The sequence below is a fragment of the Pseudomonas asturiensis genome (genome assembly GCF_900143095.1).
Taxonomy (GTDB): domain Bacteria; phylum Pseudomonadota; class Gammaproteobacteria; order Pseudomonadales; family Pseudomonadaceae; genus Aquipseudomonas; species Aquipseudomonas asturiensis.
In genome coordinates, this window is record NZ_FRDA01000013.1 from 135,964 (window position 1) to 151,630 (window position 15,667).

Genomic DNA, 15,667 nt, shown 5'->3' on the forward strand with positions numbered 1-15,667 from the left:
TCTGTACCACAATCTATTTTGACAATTGGTGGATGTCAAGGAATACTGTACAGATCGGTTTCGAAATGAGAGATAGCTATGCGAATGCTTACGGAGACAAAACGGGCAGCTATTCTTCAGGCAGCGGCCGCCGTATTCCAAGAAGATGGGTTCGAGGGTGCGTCCATGGCGAAAGTAGCCGCCTGCGTGGGCGGTTCTAAATCCACGCTGTATCGCTATTACGGCTCCAAAGAGGAGCTGTTCATCGCCGTCAATCAGGACGCTGCCAAGCGCCATATATTGCCAAGTCTTGAGCAATTGCTGTCGAGCACGTCCGAAGATCTTTCTGACGCGCTTAAACGCTTTGGGGAGGCAGCGGTGTCCATGGTGGCGAGTGAACCCTCTATCAAAATGTTGCGCACGGTGATCGGCGAATCTGGCCGCAGTGATATCGGGAGACGGTTTTACGATGAAGGTCAAAAGCTCGGCATTGAAGCACTCGCGGGCTTCTTCAAAATGCAGATGGATAAGGGTGTCATGCGCAATACCGACCCGATAACAGCGGCGAAGCATCTGGTTGCGTTGTTTGATGCCGAAACTGTTTCCCCTTGCCTTATGGGTATCCGGGGAGCCCTGACCCCACCTGAGATTCAGCAAGCTGTTAGTAGAGCCGTCGATACTTATTTGAATGGTTATACTCTAAAATTCCAGGGTGCGTAGCGAAACTGAAGCATACAGCTGAGAAATGTTGGTCATGTATATCAAAGCTGATAGTTATGATTTTTCAAACGATTACTTGATGACCGCAATATAAATTCTTGCACTAAAGAAGTTTGATCCTCTGCCCCCCCTATCCCTAGAGGGTTGAGACATCTGCCATCAACAACACCTCTGAAACACTTGCAAGTACCCCGAACCCGCCATGGAGATCATCCACGCCACACTTGTCTTGCTTTAGGTCGCAACAATTCAGTCCACAGATGCAGGCGTCAGGGCCGCAGCAGACAATGCGATCATACAGCTCCCTGCAGCCTCCATGACCTCATTTACCTAGTGATCGATCGGAATGCCTAGCGGATCGCCCTGACGATCAATGAGTGATCCTCTGGGCCAATGCGGTTCCCAACCAGCCCAGTGGCTGAGTCTTGGAAAACCATGAAAGTATATTTCTCAGGTTAAGCTCATCAACCTACGCTGGAGAAGCCTTTGAATACCTTCGGTACTGAGGGAACTGCGCCTTACGCGTTGCACCCTCAGTCACGGCCTGCCCCGCGGCCTAAGTGGGCCGGATTCGTAGTCACCAGCTACACCCTGTCTTCTAAACAAGCACGTTGACGAGGAGCGGAATACAAATGTACTTTGTATACAGTACACACACTTAAGGCGCTTCTAATGGATAAGCTCACTACGCCGACTCAACTGATTGAGCGGGTCTACGAGACGATTCTCGACGCGATCTGCGAGGGAACACTCAAGCCAAACGAGCGTATCACCCAAGAAGGCTTGGCAACTACATTAGGAGTTTCACGCCAACCGATCTTGCAAGCATTCCAGATCCTGAAACGCGAAGGCTTCATTGAGGAGAGTGGCCGTAAGGGTGTCGCCGTCACCCCATTGGATGGGGGGAAACTGGTCAACCTCTATCAAGTTCGCGGCGCCTTGGATGCGCTCGCCGCTCGTAGTGCTGCCAAGCGCTTTTCTAAAGTGAGCCCAAAACCATTCCGTGCAGCCGTCGAGGCGCTAGTTACTGAGGGACGCGTGGCTGCTGAAAGTAACGATACCCGAGCACTCGTGAGAATGGATATGGCCTTTCACAAACTCGTATACGAGCTTTCAGGCAACCCTGTAATCGTTGAGACCAGCGAACTCCATTGGCATCACATTCGGCGCGCCATGAGCTCCATTCTCCAGAACGACGTTCGCACTTTCAAAGGGGTGTGGGATGAGCATGAAGCCATTATTGAGGCTATTTTATGTGGCGATGAGGATGAAGCGGGTTCCCTGGCTCAAAAACATGCCGAAAGTGCAGCTGAACATTTGGCCAAGATCCTTCAAGAGCCTGAACATGCGTCCAAATTGAGTGGAGCATGATCGCACCATTGCTCAACCAGCGAAACGCACTTTGACTTCCCGCCAATCGCGCTTTTGCCTCAGACGCTGGCTTCAAAGTCCGATCATGCACTTGCGCGCGCATGATGACGCTATGGATTCCCGATCAAGCGTCGGAGTTGGCCCCGTTGGCTAGCTGATCCTTTAATGGAGGAATTCCAAGGCGGCGAAGCACACGATAGAGGGATTGCCGACATATTCCCAGCGAGCGGGCCGCCGCACTCATGTTCCATCGGCAGTCGTTGAGTACCCCAAGGACATCCTCACGTTCGCCCCAACGCTCAGGGGATGGAATAGCCGAGTTGACTAGAGTCAATGTTGGTGTCCCGTAAGAGCCGGAGCCAGTGGCACATTTCAAAAAATCAGCGGGCAGATCATCTCGCTGGATACGGGCCCCTTCCATGACCGCACATGCATAACGGATCACCGATCGCATCTGCCTCAGATTACCCGGCCAATCATGATTTACCAGAAGCGGCCATACGTCGGCTGACACCACGCTAAGAGGATCACACCCGGGTATTTCATGCTCGATCATATTACACAGCAGGTGGCTACGATCGGTACGCTCTCGAAGCGGTGGCAACTGTATAACGCCTGTTGCGATACGGTAGAAGAGGTCTTCACGGAACGCACCTGTCTCAACTAGCTCTGTGAGGTTCTGGTGCGTGGCGCAGATCAGCGCGAAATCCACCGATACACTCTGTTCTGCTCCGAGTGGCGTAACCTCTTTTTCAGAGATCACGCGCAGCAATCGAGTTTGCTGCTCGTATGGCATGTCGCCGATCTCATCCAGGAAAAGTGTGCCCCTGTCCGATTGCAACACTTTACCTTTCTTGCCACAGGTCAACGCACCTGAAAACGCGCCTTTGGAGTAGCCAAACAGCTCGCTTTCAATAAGGCTTTCTGGGATGGATGCACAATTCAATGCCACCAATTGTGCATCACTGCGTTCACCGTGCTCATGGAGAGCCCGGGCAAGAACCTCCTTTCCTGTGCCAGTTTCACCCTGAATCAACACCGCGATTCCTCGCTGCATCAGCTTAAGGCCGCGTCGAAAGGCTTGGCGCACCTGCGGGTCAGCATCATGGGCAATGTCGCAATCGTGGCGATGTTCAGAAGCAAGACCAGAAAGTGGAGCTAGTTCACAGATAGAGGGCATCAACGTCACCTTTATTTTTATAGCTCGTGACTATCTCGACTTATAAGCTTTTGGCCCTAAAGTCGACAGTGCATGGCAACCCCACAATAGGTGTGCACATCTATATTTTCCAATCCATAATCAGGCATCTATTGATACCTTTCCGAGCATCATGATCGAGCTACGGCACCTCCAATATTTTCGCGTTCTGGCTGAAACCTTGCACTTTGGTCATGCCGCGAATCGTTTGCACATCTCTCAGCCACCGCTCTCCAGACAGATTGCTTTGCTGGAGAACGAACTCGGGGTGAAGCTGTTTGATCGTTCACGCCGCCGGGTAGAGTTGACGGCTGCGGGAGAGCGTTTTTACATTGATACAGGGACAATGTTTGCCGCTTTCGAGCAAGCTAAAAAGAATGCCTTAGCAGCCGCTAGGGGTGCTGCAGGTCAGCTGTCAGTGGGATTCATGATGTCCACTGCCTATAGCATCACTCCAGCAATCACCCGGCAATATGCTGCGCGTTACCCCCAAGTCAATCTCAAGCTTACCGAAACTCTGCCACTGGACTTGGCCGACGACATCACCAGCGGCAACAAAGATGTGGCCATTATGTATATGCCCCAAGACTGCGCAGGATTGGAAACTGTCACGATTTATCGTGAAGAGATGAATTTGGTGCTGCCTCCAGGACATCGCTTGCTGGATCGGCCGCTCATCTCTCCACGGGATCTCGCCGGTGAGACCTTCATCATCACGCCACGACGAATCGCGCCGGCGCTACACGACATGATTTTTAGCTATTGCCTGAAGAACGGAGTGACACCAAATGTCGGCCTGGAAATCAACATGCAGCAAACTATTGTGAACCTTGTGGGGGAAGGTCTCGGCATCGCTATTGTTCCGCGCTCAATGTGTAGTATGCGGCTGCCCACAACGACCTTTCGCCCTTTAGTCGATGCCCCAGTCATCGAAGTCGTAGCGGTGTGGAAAGCAGACAATCACAACCCCTGCATCGCCACATTCATCGAAAGTGCCGCGCTCGCTGGCGCGCAAGCTGAAAAGGAGGCTAGCCGAACGGGGTAGCCGCTCGCCGCTAGGCTCGCCTCCGAAAGTAGCCATCTTAAATTTCCAGGACTCCGGACGCCATGTATCCCCCATCCACGGGGATTATATGTCCACTGATGAAAGACGCATCCTCCGACGCGAGGAATGCCACAGCTCCAGCGACTTCTTCCGGCGTACCGTAACGGCGCATAGGAACGCCCCGAGTGAAGGATTCACGAGTCAGCGCTGAATGCAGGGTTTGCGTGAGGGGCGTATCGATGGGGCCTGGAGCCACGCCGTTTACCGTAATACCAAACTCGGCTAGCTCAATTGCCATTTGGCGAGTCAATCCAATGATCGCCGACTTTGAGGTGCCATATGCGGTACGCCCCATGCTCGCCCTCATTCCGCTAATTGACGAAAGGTTAATGATGCGCCCCCAGTTACGCTGTCGCATAAGGCGCGCAGCATGCTGGCCACAAAGTAGAGTGCCGGTGACGTTCACATTCATCACGCGCTGCCAGTCGCTTAGGTCACAGTCCAAAAACGCCTGAGTCTTGGCAATGCCTGCATTATTTACAAGCACATCGCAACGCTCTAGATCTGCAAACGCAGCGGAAACAGAATCCGCACTGCCAACGTCAAGTAACAGGGTTCTGGCCTTGATACCCTGAGTTTCCAGCCTCGCAACCATTTCTGCAGCAGCATGCCCATTGATATCTGCAACGATCACGCTATGACCATCGTGCCCCAGTCGCTCGGCGATGGCCGCGCCAATCCCCATGGCAGCACCAGTCACCAAAGCAACGCGCCCCGCCACTTTTTCTTTCGTGTCCTGCTTGATTGATCTGTTCATCCACACTCCTAAAGGAAACCAATAGATATCCAGGGAAAGCACGCCACGATAACCAGCGCGACGACGAGACCTGCGAGGTATCCCCACACTCGATTGATCACATGATCGGAAGACGTCTTGCTGATCGCGCAAGCGGCATAGAAGCCGACGCCCAAAGGTGGTGCAAATAGGCCGATACCCATGGCAAGAATTACGACCATTGCGTAGTGCACCGGATGAATGCCGAGCATCTCTGCCAGCGGAAACATCAAGGGGCCAAAAAGCACGATTGCTGGTATTCCTTCGAGCACGCTGCCCAGAACAAGGAAAGTGATGATGGTTACGATCATGAAACCAGCGGCTCCACCGGGAATCTCGCTTATGAGGTCAACCAGATTGGCGGAGAAACCAGACTGGGTAAGTGCCCAAGCCATGGCTGAAGCCATACCGATGATCAACAGAATTGCGCCTGATAGTGCAGCCGCTTCAATCATCATAGGGTAGACCCGCCTGAACTCGATGTGACGCATGAACAGATGCATCACCAGCCCCACCAGAACGACGTAAGCGACGCCTATGGTAGAGACCTCCGTGGCCGTTGCAGCGCCTTCGAGTACTGCGACACGAATGAGCAGTGGCAACGCCAATGCCGGCACTGCAAACAGGAAAGTCTTCGTCACAACGGAAAACGGAGCGCGCTCTATCTTTGGAGCCAACTCATTGCGCGAACGCCACCAACAAACCACGGCGATCACCAAAGTCGCAACAACAGCCGGCATCAGCCCACCTATAAACAGGGCAGTGATCGACACGCTACAGACAGCACCGATGGTAATCAGCACAAGGCTAGGGGGAATGGTTTCCGTCATTGCTCCAGTTGCAGCTAGCAGCGCAGCTAATTCCTCTGGCTTGGAGCCTCGTTTCTTCATCTCAGGGAAAAGTGCGGGTGCGACAGCGGCCATGTCCGCAACCTTGGAACCAGAAATGCCAGAGACCAGGAACATTGCGCCCAGCAATACGTATTGAAGCCCTCCTCTCACATGTCCTAGCAATGCGGCCATGAAATCAATCAACGTACGGGCCATGCCAGATAGTTGTAAAACCACTCCAAGTAATACGAAGAGGGGCACCGCAAGCAGCACCATGTGAGACATGCCCTCGTCCATTCTTCCAACGACAATGGACAACGGCGCGTGAGTAGCCAGCGCAAGGTAAGCCATGGTCGCAGTGCCAAATGCAAAGGCGATCGGAATGCCCCCGAAGACACACGCGCCCAGCAGCACCAGGAAAAAAACTACCAGGTTGTAATTGCCTATCTGGGCCAGGATCGGTTGGGCGAAGAACAATGAAGCACTCACCACCGCAAGTACCGCAACGCCGGCAAGGAATTGACGCAGAGTGGAATAACGCGCCATACGAGCTACGGCTGCCAGTAGCATCAGGATCGCTCCCACAGGCAAAGCAGCTGCTCGCACCCCGTCCGGAATTCCGAGGGCTGGAGTGGTGATGGACATCTGCTCGTGGGAGTGAACCATCGCCGGCGTGATAATCATGGCGACGAACAAAACCACGATGAGCGCGGATAGAGTTTCTGAGAACCCACGCCATGCCGCGGGCAATTTGTTAACAAAAGCAGACATGCGCATGTGCTCACCACGATCCAGTGCGAGCACAGCACCAAACATCGCTAGCCAAATGAACAGCGACGAGGCCAGTTCGTCCGCCCATACCAGTGGGCTATGCATTACATATCGAGAAATGACGCCAGCAAGCAGCACTCCCGTTTCGATAAGCATCAGTGCAACAGCGACAGCTTCGACGATGCGCATAGTGCAATGATTGAGACAGGTCAGCGCCCGGGCCGGCAGGCGTTTTGAAGAGGTGGAGGCCGGAACAGCCGAGATACCCATCACGACAAAGTCCCCGAATAGCTTTCAAGAATCTTCCAGCCGGTCTCGCCAAAGTTTTCGCGCCACTGTCTGTAGTAGCCCGCGTCGCGCAGCTTGTCTCGGAATGGCGTACCGGCTGAATCAACTACCTCCAATCCCTTGGCCTTGAGCGTTTCGCTAATGCTCTTCTCCATGACCGCCAAGTCGGCACGCTGCCCGACCGCTGCGGCATCAACGTGTTTGCGCACGACGCCCTGAACGTCCAGCGGAAGTTTGGCAAACGAAGCGGTATTGCCAAGCATCCAGAAGCCATCCCAGGCATGATTGGTCAGCGAACAATACTTCTGCACCTCATAAAGCTTGGCCGAATTCACCAAGGTGAGCGGATTCTCCTGACCCTCCACGATGCGGGTCTGGAGTGCTGAATAGACCTCAGCAAAGTTAATACTGGTAGGGGCCGCTTCAAATGCCCTGAACATAGACATGATGATTGGGCTGGGTGGCACCCGAAGCTTCATGCCTACCAGATCCTCTGGCTTGACCACCGCCCGAGTGCTGGTCGTCGTCACACGAAAGCCGTTATTCCAGATTTTGTCGAACGCGAACAATGCCCCTGTCTTCTCAATTTCCCCCCGCACGTAGGCCCCAAGCTCACCGTCCAAGGCCGACCATACCTTTTCATAGTTTTCGAATGCGAAACCAACGGCGCTGATTTGGGCGGCGGGCACTAATGTGCCTAAGATGACGGGAGACAATGCGAACATGTCCACTGCGCCAGAACGCACTTGTGCCAATGTATCCGTATCACTTCCTAACTGGCTGCTAGGAAAGATCTGCATCTGTACCGCACCGTTAGTCTCCTCCCGGATAGCTTTCGCCATTTCGCGAGCTCGCGCATTCATTGGATGCGTGATAGGCATATTATTAGCGAACTTAAGCTTGAACTCAGCCGCCATACTTCGTGGACTGTAGAGGCCAACCCCGGCAACTGCGATCGCGGCTGACGCAAACGCGGCCGTCTTTATAAAACCTCGGCGCGAAAAATCGCTCATGTAGCTCTCCTGACGTTTTTGTTCTTATTGACCAACCCGACATTACGGAGATGGTGGATGTCAGTACCAAAGCAAATCAGGTGCCATTGCCCGCTGGATTACCAATAAGACAGGGGGCAGCGCAGCAAGAACCATGCAACCACATGAATTATCTAGAAAATAAATTCCGAACTTGAATGTATCAATTTGTTTAACGCTGTCTCTTCTTATTTTTAGAGAGGCGACAGCTGTCGCCTCAGGGTGTCACTTTAACGTTTCTTCAAGGCGACACCAGTTGCGGACAACTTACTTAGCCATCCTTCAATCCTGAGGTTAACCCCCGTACTAGAAGGATCGCAGCTATTCCCCCCTCTGTTGGCACCCCTCTTGCTACAACCCGACAAACAACATCAAAAGAGGAAATACCTCATGGCACTGCCAGTCATTACGGGTTGGTATCATTCCCAGTTCGGAAAGTTTGACCAGCTTGATCCGGAACAAATGATGTCGGACGCCGCGCTCGGCGCGCTCCAGCACGCAGACATTTCTGCGGAACAGATAGATTCCGTCCACGTTGGGCATTTCAATGCCGGCTTTCTTTATCAAGACTTCCCGTCCCCTTTGCTGGCAAACCGTATACCGGAGTTACGCTTCACCCCTTCCGTTCGGGTTGAGAATGCATGCTCCACTGGCTCAGCCGCCATCTACTCTGCTTTGCAAGCAGTGCTCAGCGGGCAATCCAAGCACGCGCTGGTAGTTGGATTTGAAAAGATGAACACGCTGCCGACAGCAGAGGTCGGCAAGATTCTGCTCAAATGCTGCTACGCCAAGGAGGAGGCGTTTACCGAAGGCGGGTTTGCCGGAGTATTCGGCACCATCGCGCAGGAGTATTTCGATCGCTACGGCGATCAGTCAGACGCACTTGCGATGATCGCAGCCAAAAATCACGCCAACGGAGCTTTGAATCCATACGCCCATATGCGCCGTGATTTCGGGTTTGACTTCTGTCGGACGCCTTCTGAAAAAAACCCCTTCGTTGCAGGGCCTCTAAAGCGCACAGACTGCTCCCTGATTACCGACGGCGCCGCGGCACTAGTGATCAGTCGTGAAGATCTTGTGGGAGGCCGGCAGGGTTGCGTGCGGTTCCTGGCGGCATCACAGGTCAATGACTACATGCCACTTTCACGTCGAGACCCGACGTTCTTCGAAGGCGCCTCCCGTGCTTGGCAACAAGCCCTATCGACCGCAGGATTGAGTCTGAACGACCTATCCCTGGTGGAGACCCATGACTGCTTCACTATCGCAGAACTAATCGAATACGAAGCAATGGGCCTCGCCGAGCGCGGTCAGGGAGCCCGCGTCATTGCCGAAGGCATCAGCCGCAAAGACGGTCGACTGCCAATCAACCCATCTGGGGGCCTCAAATCCAAAGGCCATCCGATTGGAGCGACCGGTGTATCGATGCATGTAATGGCGGCAATGCAGCTGACTGGCCAAGCGGGTGAAATGCAGCTCTCTGAAGCCAACCGTGCCGGCGTTTTTAACATGGGGGGGGCTGCAGTAACGAACTATGTGAGCATTTTGGAGCGAGTGAAATGATGGGCATCGATAACGTAATGAACTTGGGTGAACTACTCAATCAAATCGCCCGCCGCTATCCAGATGCGCCTGGCTTTATCCGCGGCTCCAGTGTTCACACGTGGAAAGAGATCTCGCATCGTGTGGACAGCGTTGCTGCCGCTCTGCGCGCTCGTGGTCTTGGCAAGGGCGACAAGCTGCTCGTGCATTCACGTAATAATCTGCCTCTATTTGAAAGCGCTTGGATCGCCTTTCGATTGGGAATGGTATGGGTACCGACCAACGTGCGGATCACCCCTTCTGAAGCAGCGTACCTGGGCAGCTCAAGCGGCGCGATTGCTATGCTTTACGACAGCGGCCTAGCTCACTACGTAGACGCCGTGCGCGCCCAATCGCCCGCATTGCGAATTGTCATTTCAATTGATGATCCCCGTGAAAGCGAGCTCAGCTACGAGCAGTTGCTGGACGAAGGTGCCTCTGGTCGCGAGGCGTTCCGAGCTGCTGAGGTGACATATCATGATCCGCTTTGGTTTTTCTACACGTCTGGCACTACAGGGCACCCAAAAGCCGGTGTTCTGACTCACGGCCAGATGGCGTTCGTCATAAACAATCACATTGCAGATTTGATGCCGGGCCTGAACAAGGAATCATGCTCACTGGTACTTGCTCCGTTGTCACACGGTGCCGGTATCCACGCCTTGGTCAACGTAGCGCGCGGTGCAGCCTGCGTATTGCCTGCAGGTGACAAGCTTGATTGCGATGAAGCATGGGGGCTCGTACAAAAGTACAAGGTAGACAACCTGTTTACGGTACCCACCATCGTTAAGATGCTCACAGAAGATTCCTCTGTAGATCGGTATGACCACAGTAGCCTGAAGCATGTGATCTATGCAGGTGCACCTATGTACCGAGCTGATCAGCGCCATGCGTTGAAGAAGCTTGGAAAGGTGCTGGTTCAGTATTACGGGCTTGGCGAGGTGACGGGCAATATTACTGTCCTGCCCGCCGACTGCCACGATCCCGAGGACACGCCTGAGGCCAAGATTGGTAGTTGCGGTTACCCGCGTACCGGAATACAAGTAGCCATTCTGGCCGAGGACGGTACGGAGCTTGAAACAGGCGTCGATGGCGAGATTTGCGTGCGCGGCCCGGCTGTATTCAGCGGCTACTACAACAACCCTGAAGCCAATGCAAGTTGCTTTAAGTTTGGATGGTTTCATACTGGCGATCTGGGCCATGTCGATGAACAGGGTTACCTGTTCATCACTGGGCGTGCTTCGGACATGTATATCTCTGGCGGTTCGAACGTTTACCCAAGAGAGATCGAAGAGGCGTTGCTCTCTCACCCGTCGGTCAACGAAGCAGCTGTGCTCGGGCTTCCTGACGCCAAGTGGGGGGAATGCGGCTGTGCAGTTATCGTGACCACATCTGACGTTACCGACGAGGAGCTGTTTGCTCACCTAGAGCCAAGGATCGCCCGGTACAAGTGGCCTAAACGCTTCGTTCGCTGGAGTGAGATGCCCAAATCGGGTTACGGCAAGATTGTCAAAAAGCAAATCCGCACAATGCTGGAAGAGCGTGAGGAGTTAGCGCTATGACCCCTCATTTCAAAGACTCTAATGGTGTGCGCATGTTCGTTCATGCAGGCGAGCCTCAAGGCCGCCGTCTGTTAGATCATGAAGTCCAGTCCTCCAACGAACTACGCATTGTACTTCCCTTGGGCAGCAATGTCGGCGCAGAGCTGGTAGCAGCGCTGCAGGGCCAGCAGTTCAGCAGTGCAGTCGGACGCATTTTGTGCGGTGGCGCGGGCCATCTGAGTTATCACCGGATGGAGTCCACTGACAAGCTATGCCGGCCATACGACTATGGAACACCCGTAGTCCTGGACGGATACATCACATTCATCAGCGGCTCTATCATCATAGGTCGTGATACCTGCGGGGAGTTATTGTTTCACTGTCATGCAGGCTTTATCGACCGTAACGGCTGCCAGCACGGAGGGCATGTATTGCTGAACCAGTTGTTTGTCGGTAGCGAAAACCTCGTAATTCAGCTTTGCCTGTTCGATAACGTGACGTACCAGCTGCAGCCGGATGGTGAAACTCACTTCACCCTGTTTTACCCGGTATTACAGGAGGCCATATGAGCAACGCTCTAACTCTGGATGCAAACTCAGAATCCACTACCGTCCAAAAGGGCAGCCTGGGCCGATTGATAATCGCCCGACTGAAACCCAATGAAGACATCATTGAAAGCGCTGAAGCACTGTGCAGCCAGCACGGTGTCAAATTTGCGGTGGTTCGCAGCGGCCTAGGAAGTCTAATTGATGCCGAGCTTAACTACCTAGGTCGCCAAGGAATGAAAAAAATAGATGTACCAGGGCCTGGCGTGGAAATTTTAAGCTTGAGCGGCGAGGTGGTTTCTGGACAGAGCAGATTACAGGCGGTTGTAGCAGATACCGAGGGGAAGATTTATGCCGGGCGCTTGGAGCGGGGACGAAACCTTTCGTTCATTACTATCGAAATGACCCTACAAGAATGGCTACCAGAATAATCCTCAGGTATCTGGTCAAGTATAACCGAGGGGGATGACGAACTCATTATCGGCGATCGGCTATCCAACTTCTGTAGATAATGTGGGGTGACTATTATCAGTCCGCCCTAAATCCTACAATATCCTCTTGCCTCTTGGACTGTCCTAAGACGAGATCATGACGGCGGCGAGTCGGCCTCAATTATGTAGCAACGGGTGGCAATGTAGGGGGCGTGGCTGCTGGGTGAGCCATAGTTTTGCAATACGTAGCAATCCCGAAATAGAAGAAATAGCAACTCTCAAAAAAGATCGCGATTGATCCTTAACCTTTGCAAATCCAATTAAAGCAGCGTCCGGACGCTCCCACCAAGCGTCCGGGCATTTTTGACATTAATGCCAGTGCCTACACTTCGAAAGCTTCCCTACTCCAGGATTAAACATGTTGCAAGGATCTAGTTCCTGATAAAACTTCTTAAGCGCTGGCTTCGCCGGGTACAAATGCCCCACATTATGCTCGGCAGGATACTCAGCGCCGCGCTCATCGAGTAGCTTCCACATCGCGTGCTCGATATCGAGACAATTACTTCCCTTACGCACGATATAATCCTGATGAAAAACGTGACAGAAGAAGTGTCCGTAATACATCTTTACGATCATTTGCTGATCAATGTTTTCGGGTAAGGTCTCGAACCAATCTGAGTCGTTTCGAGCCAATGCAATATCCAAAGCAACAATTTCCTCCACAGCATCGTCATGAATCGCTCGGTACCGCACGGCTGCTCCGGCAGCGGCGAACCGATGCAGGAATGCTTTTGCGCCCTCATCACCCGTGCAACGGAAGTAATCTCCGTCTCGCCCTACGAACAGATCGCTGAGCATAGCTTCCGTCTGGGCAATGGTGTCTTTTGAAACCTTGAGCATCAAATGGTGCTCAAAACGCTCGCGGAAACTCTGCATCCGGACGGGTAGATGATCAGGAAAGCATCGAGCCATAAACTGAAGAGCGCGGTCAGCAAAGTTCGATGGGAGCCACCCAAATCGATTCAACTTAGTGTCCACCAAGCTCTTAAGCGCGAACATCTTCGGCAATCGCTGTGTACCAAAATGGTGGATCATCAAGAAGGTGTCTTTACCGTACTCAGCAGCGATATCATATGCATCCCTGTGCATGTATTCCCCAGCGATAGGGAGCTGGGGAAAGTTTTCCAGCATCTGCCTACGGATTCGCGTCAGGTCAGCCGTATCGTTACTCCCTATGTAGTAAACTGCTGTCTCTTTCTCCGCAGGGAACGTATCCAGACGGACGGCGAAGACGGCGAGCTTGCCAGCGCTGCCGCTGGCTTCATGCAGTCGCTGAGGATCAGCGTTGAAACGAGCTGGCGTGGGCGCATCGACATCCCTGACATATTCGGCATATCCGTCATCAGATCCGCGGCCGGCATCTGGCTGAATGTCGGTTTCTAAGTACAACCGCATCTCTAGATTGTGAAGAATTTCCTCAGGCGTCCCCCCTAACGTGACCCCTAGATGGTTGATCAGACTAAGCTCACCTTCTGAGTCGACCTGCGCATACAACGCCATCTCGGTAAAAGCCGGGCCACGACGAATAAGGGATCCCCCTGAGTTGTTGCAAACGCCGCCAAACACCGAGGCACCTATGCATGATGAGCCAATCACGGAATGCGGCTCGCGACCCAATGGTTTGAGCACCTTCTCAAGTTGATCCAGAGTTGACCCGGGGAAACAGATCACTTGCCGGCCGTTCTCTATGACCTGGACGCGGCGCATTCTCAGCGTGCTGATAATCACTACCTCACGGTCGTAGACGCCATCAGGGGTAGAGCCACCAGTCAGTCCGGTGTTGGCGGCCTGCATGATAATGACCTTATCTGCGGCGACGCATGCCTTCACTACCTGCCATTGCTCCAGCAGTGAACCTGGCTGTACCACAGCCAATGCAGTTCCCGTACCAAATCGAAATCCGTGGCGAAAGCGTACGGTGTCATTGGTTTCAGTTAATACGTGAGCAGCACCAACAATCGTTTGAAACTGGGCGATGAGCTCTGAAACACTAAGTACCCGATCAGAAACCGCAGCAGTGTTAGCTGTCATGGTAAGGCTCGCAAGTTAGCGCGCTCATGCGCGCGAGATTTATTGTGCCTCGGAAGATATTGTCGGCAGCTCCATCATTCAAATATATTGTTGTGATTAATCAATCATTATCGGTGATCAATCATGGAGCTTCGGCATCTGCGCTATTTTGTAGCTCTTGCAGAGGAGCGCCACTTCGGGCGTGCGGCTGAACGTCTGCACATCGTTCAGCCCGCCCTAAGCATGCAAATACGAGATCTTGAGAACGAACTAGGCACCGCCCTTCTGATACGAACCAGTCGCCGAGTAGAGGTGACCGAGGCGGGCGCAATTTTTTACGAAGAAGCTCTACGTGTTTTGGCCCAAGCAGAACGTGCGGTGACCGTGGGACAAAGAATAGGCCGTGGAGAGATTGGGCTAATTCGGGTGGGCTACTCAGAAAACGCCGCCCTTGCCGGGATAGTGACTCAAGCACTCCGAGAGTTTCGTCGCCAATACCCAGACGCGCAGATGGAGCTCTCAGAGGTATCCCCATTTGCCCAAGCTGCAGCGCTACTTGAAGATCAGATTGACGTAGGGTTCACCCCACCTTTTCACCAGAACCTACCTGAGGGCTTGACGAGAATCCCTCTGAGCGATAGTCAGTGGATGATTGGCCTGAGCTCTGAGCACCCCCTCGCGGCGGAATCTGAATTGGGAGGAAGAGACCTGCGTAACCAAAGTTTCGTGGTCTGTGCAGAGCCCTATGCTGATGAGGCCCAAGCTGCAGTGCTTCGCAGGCTGATCGGTCAAGAGCCGAAAATCGCCATACGTACGCCCAACTGGATTACGGTGCTGACTCTGGCATCAGCAGGCTATGGGATGGCGTTGGTGCCGTCTTCACTTTCAAGCGTGCCCATTGAAGGAGTCGCCTATCGCCCTATAAGAGCATTCAAGGAGCGGTCGCATCTGAATCTAGTGGTTCGAGACAACGAATACAGGCCTGTTGCGATCGCCTTCATCTCGGTGGTGCGGTCACTTATTGAGGGCAAAAAACTGTTTAGGTGACAGGCCGCGCCACCTGGAAAAGATGTCCAAGAGGGGGGTGTCCGCAGGGCCTAGAGGATCCACCCTCAAATGATTAGGGTTTTCACGCTCGTTAATACGTTGGTTCGGCCTGCCCACTACAGGTAATAAATTAGCCCCAGCCTTGAATCCGGCTGTCGTATTATGTCCTATTGACGATTTTTTTTGTCCATCCCCTGCTCTCTTTCCTCGACCTAGCTTCACAGGCGGATACTTCTATCTCGGTGTCCGAATCAGTCAACAACGCTGGCGCGCAAAATCAAGCATCAATGTTCTACTTCTACAAAAATGAAACCTCAAACCTGTAGGGGCCCACATAACGCCTCACGCATCCAGAACAATTTGTACTGCCAAGACACCAAAGGAAATAAT

Annotated in this window: 13 protein-coding genes; 8 read left to right on the forward strand and 5 right to left on the reverse strand. The window is 53.2% G+C overall.

Features of this window, described 5'->3' with window-relative positions:
• Positions 1–84 precede the first annotated feature (84 nt).
• On the forward strand, positions 85–699 hold the full coding sequence (locus BUB69_RS20780; protein ID WP_281250945.1) for a TetR/AcrR family transcriptional regulator: 615 nt from the start codon (positions 85–87) through the stop codon (positions 697–699).
• A gap of 672 nt (positions 700–1,371) precedes the next feature.
• Entirely contained in the window at positions 1,372–2,070 is a 699-nt protein-coding gene (locus BUB69_RS20785) for a GntR family transcriptional regulator (protein WP_073170015.1), read from the forward strand.
• Positions 2,071–2,194: 124 nt separating this feature from the next.
• Here the strand turns inward: BUB69_RS20785 and BUB69_RS20790 are convergent, their stop codons facing one another.
• Positions 2,195–3,250 carry a sigma-54-dependent Fis family transcriptional regulator gene (locus tag BUB69_RS20790; protein ID WP_073170017.1) on the reverse strand — a complete coding sequence of 352 codons (1,056 nt, stop codon included), beginning with the start codon at positions 3,248–3,250 and terminating at the stop codon, positions 2,195–2,197.
• A gap of 151 nt (positions 3,251–3,401) precedes the next feature.
• On the opposite strand from BUB69_RS20790, the gene BUB69_RS20795 reads away from it, so the two are divergent.
• The gene (locus BUB69_RS20795; protein WP_073170019.1) at positions 3,402–4,313 is read left to right on the forward strand and encodes a LysR family transcriptional regulator; all 912 of its coding nucleotides are present in this window, start codon (positions 3,402–3,404) and stop codon (positions 4,311–4,313) included.
• Positions 4,314–4,350: 37 nt separating this feature from the next.
• Here the strand turns inward: BUB69_RS20795 and BUB69_RS20800 are convergent, their stop codons facing one another.
• The 3 genes from BUB69_RS20800 to BUB69_RS20810 are packed head-to-tail and all read right to left on the reverse strand — an operon-like array spanning position 4,351 to position 8,050.
• Positions 4,351–5,130: an SDR family NAD(P)-dependent oxidoreductase gene (locus BUB69_RS20800; protein WP_073170021.1), complete on the reverse strand. Its 780-nt coding sequence runs from the start codon at positions 5,128–5,130 to the stop codon at positions 4,351–4,353.
• An 8-nt stretch (positions 5,131–5,138) separates the two neighbouring features.
• Positions 5,139–7,019 (reverse strand): TRAP transporter large permease, encoded by a 1,881-nt coding sequence (locus BUB69_RS20805; protein WP_084537145.1) that lies wholly within the window; start codon positions 7,017–7,019, stop codon positions 5,139–5,141.
• Positions 7,019–8,050 carry a TRAP transporter substrate-binding protein gene (locus BUB69_RS20810; RefSeq protein ID WP_073170023.1) on the reverse strand — a complete coding sequence of 344 codons (1,032 nt, stop codon included), beginning with the start codon at positions 8,048–8,050 and terminating at the stop codon, positions 7,019–7,021. Before BUB69_RS20810 ends, BUB69_RS20805 begins: the two co-directional genes overlap by 1 nt.
• Positions 8,051–8,458: 408 nt before the next feature.
• Here BUB69_RS20810 and BUB69_RS20815 point away from each other — a divergent pair, with 408 nt between their 5' ends.
• The 4 genes from BUB69_RS20815 to BUB69_RS20830 are packed head-to-tail and all read left to right on the forward strand — an operon-like array spanning position 8,459 to position 12,160.
• Complete coding sequence (locus BUB69_RS20815) at positions 8,459–9,628, forward strand: acetyl-CoA acetyltransferase (protein ID WP_073170025.1); 1,170 nt, start codon at positions 8,459–8,461, stop codon at positions 9,626–9,628.
• Positions 9,625–11,205, forward strand: a complete 1,581-nt coding sequence (locus BUB69_RS20820) for an acyl-CoA synthetase (RefSeq protein ID WP_084537146.1) — start codon at positions 9,625–9,627, stop codon at positions 11,203–11,205. The genes BUB69_RS20815 and BUB69_RS20820 overlap by 4 nt, the downstream gene beginning before the upstream one ends.
• Positions 11,202–11,753, forward strand: a complete 552-nt coding sequence (locus BUB69_RS20825) for a hypothetical protein (protein WP_073170027.1) — start codon at positions 11,202–11,204, stop codon at positions 11,751–11,753. The genes BUB69_RS20820 and BUB69_RS20825 overlap by 4 nt, the downstream gene beginning before the upstream one ends.
• Positions 11,750–12,160, forward strand: coding sequence for a PPC domain-containing DNA-binding protein (locus BUB69_RS20830; protein WP_073170029.1), 411 nt, complete (start codon positions 11,750–11,752; stop codon positions 12,158–12,160). Before BUB69_RS20825 ends, BUB69_RS20830 begins: the two co-directional genes overlap by 4 nt.
• A 369-nt stretch (positions 12,161–12,529) precedes the next feature.
• Here the strand turns inward: BUB69_RS20830 and dld are convergent, their stop codons facing one another.
• On the reverse strand, positions 12,530–14,251 hold the full coding sequence (dld, locus tag BUB69_RS20835) for a D-lactate dehydrogenase (RefSeq protein ID WP_073170031.1): 1,722 nt from the start codon (positions 14,249–14,251) through the stop codon (positions 12,530–12,532).
• 123 nt (positions 14,252–14,374) lie between these two features.
• On the opposite strand from dld, the gene BUB69_RS20840 reads away from it, so the two are divergent.
• Positions 14,375–15,277, forward strand: a complete 903-nt coding sequence (locus tag BUB69_RS20840) for a LysR substrate-binding domain-containing protein (RefSeq protein WP_073170033.1) — start codon at positions 14,375–14,377, stop codon at positions 15,275–15,277.
• Positions 15,278–15,667: the final 390 nt, after the last annotated feature.

What these genes read in the sequence shown, in the direction of transcription:
- BUB69_RS20820 (WP_084537146.1), top strand. Translation starts at nt 9,625, where the DNA reads ATGATGGGCATCGATAACGTAATGAACTTGGGTGAACTACTCAATCAA.
- BUB69_RS20810 (WP_073170023.1), bottom strand. Translation starts at nt 8,050, where the DNA reads ATGAGCGATTTTTCGCGCCGAGGTTTTATAAAGACGGCCGCGTTTGCG.
- BUB69_RS20830 (WP_073170029.1), top strand. Translation starts at nt 11,750, where the DNA reads ATGAGCAACGCTCTAACTCTGGATGCAAACTCAGAATCCACTACCGTC.
- BUB69_RS20825 (WP_073170027.1), top strand. Translation starts at nt 11,202, where the DNA reads ATGACCCCTCATTTCAAAGACTCTAATGGTGTGCGCATGTTCGTTCAT.
- BUB69_RS20795 (WP_073170019.1), top strand. Translation starts at nt 3,402, where the DNA reads ATGATCGAGCTACGGCACCTCCAATATTTTCGCGTTCTGGCTGAAACC.
- BUB69_RS20790 (WP_073170017.1), bottom strand. Translation starts at nt 3,250, where the DNA reads ATGCCCTCTATCTGTGAACTAGCTCCACTTTCTGGTCTTGCTTCTGAA.
- dld (WP_073170031.1), bottom strand. Translation starts at nt 14,251, where the DNA reads ATGACAGCTAACACTGCTGCGGTTTCTGATCGGGTACTTAGTGTTTCA.
- BUB69_RS20785 (WP_073170015.1), top strand. Translation starts at nt 1,372, where the DNA reads ATGGATAAGCTCACTACGCCGACTCAACTGATTGAGCGGGTCTACGAG.
- BUB69_RS20805 (WP_084537145.1), bottom strand. Translation starts at nt 7,019, where the DNA reads ATGGGTATCTCGGCTGTTCCGGCCTCCACCTCTTCAAAACGCCTGCCG.
- BUB69_RS20815 (WP_073170025.1), top strand. Translation starts at nt 8,459, where the DNA reads ATGGCACTGCCAGTCATTACGGGTTGGTATCATTCCCAGTTCGGAAAG.
- BUB69_RS20840 (WP_073170033.1), top strand. Translation starts at nt 14,375, where the DNA reads ATGGAGCTTCGGCATCTGCGCTATTTTGTAGCTCTTGCAGAGGAGCGC.
- BUB69_RS20800 (WP_073170021.1), bottom strand. Translation starts at nt 5,130, where the DNA reads ATGAACAGATCAATCAAGCAGGACACGAAAGAAAAAGTGGCGGGGCGC.
- BUB69_RS20780 (WP_281250945.1), top strand. Translation starts at nt 85, where the DNA reads ATGCTTACGGAGACAAAACGGGCAGCTATTCTTCAGGCAGCGGCCGCC.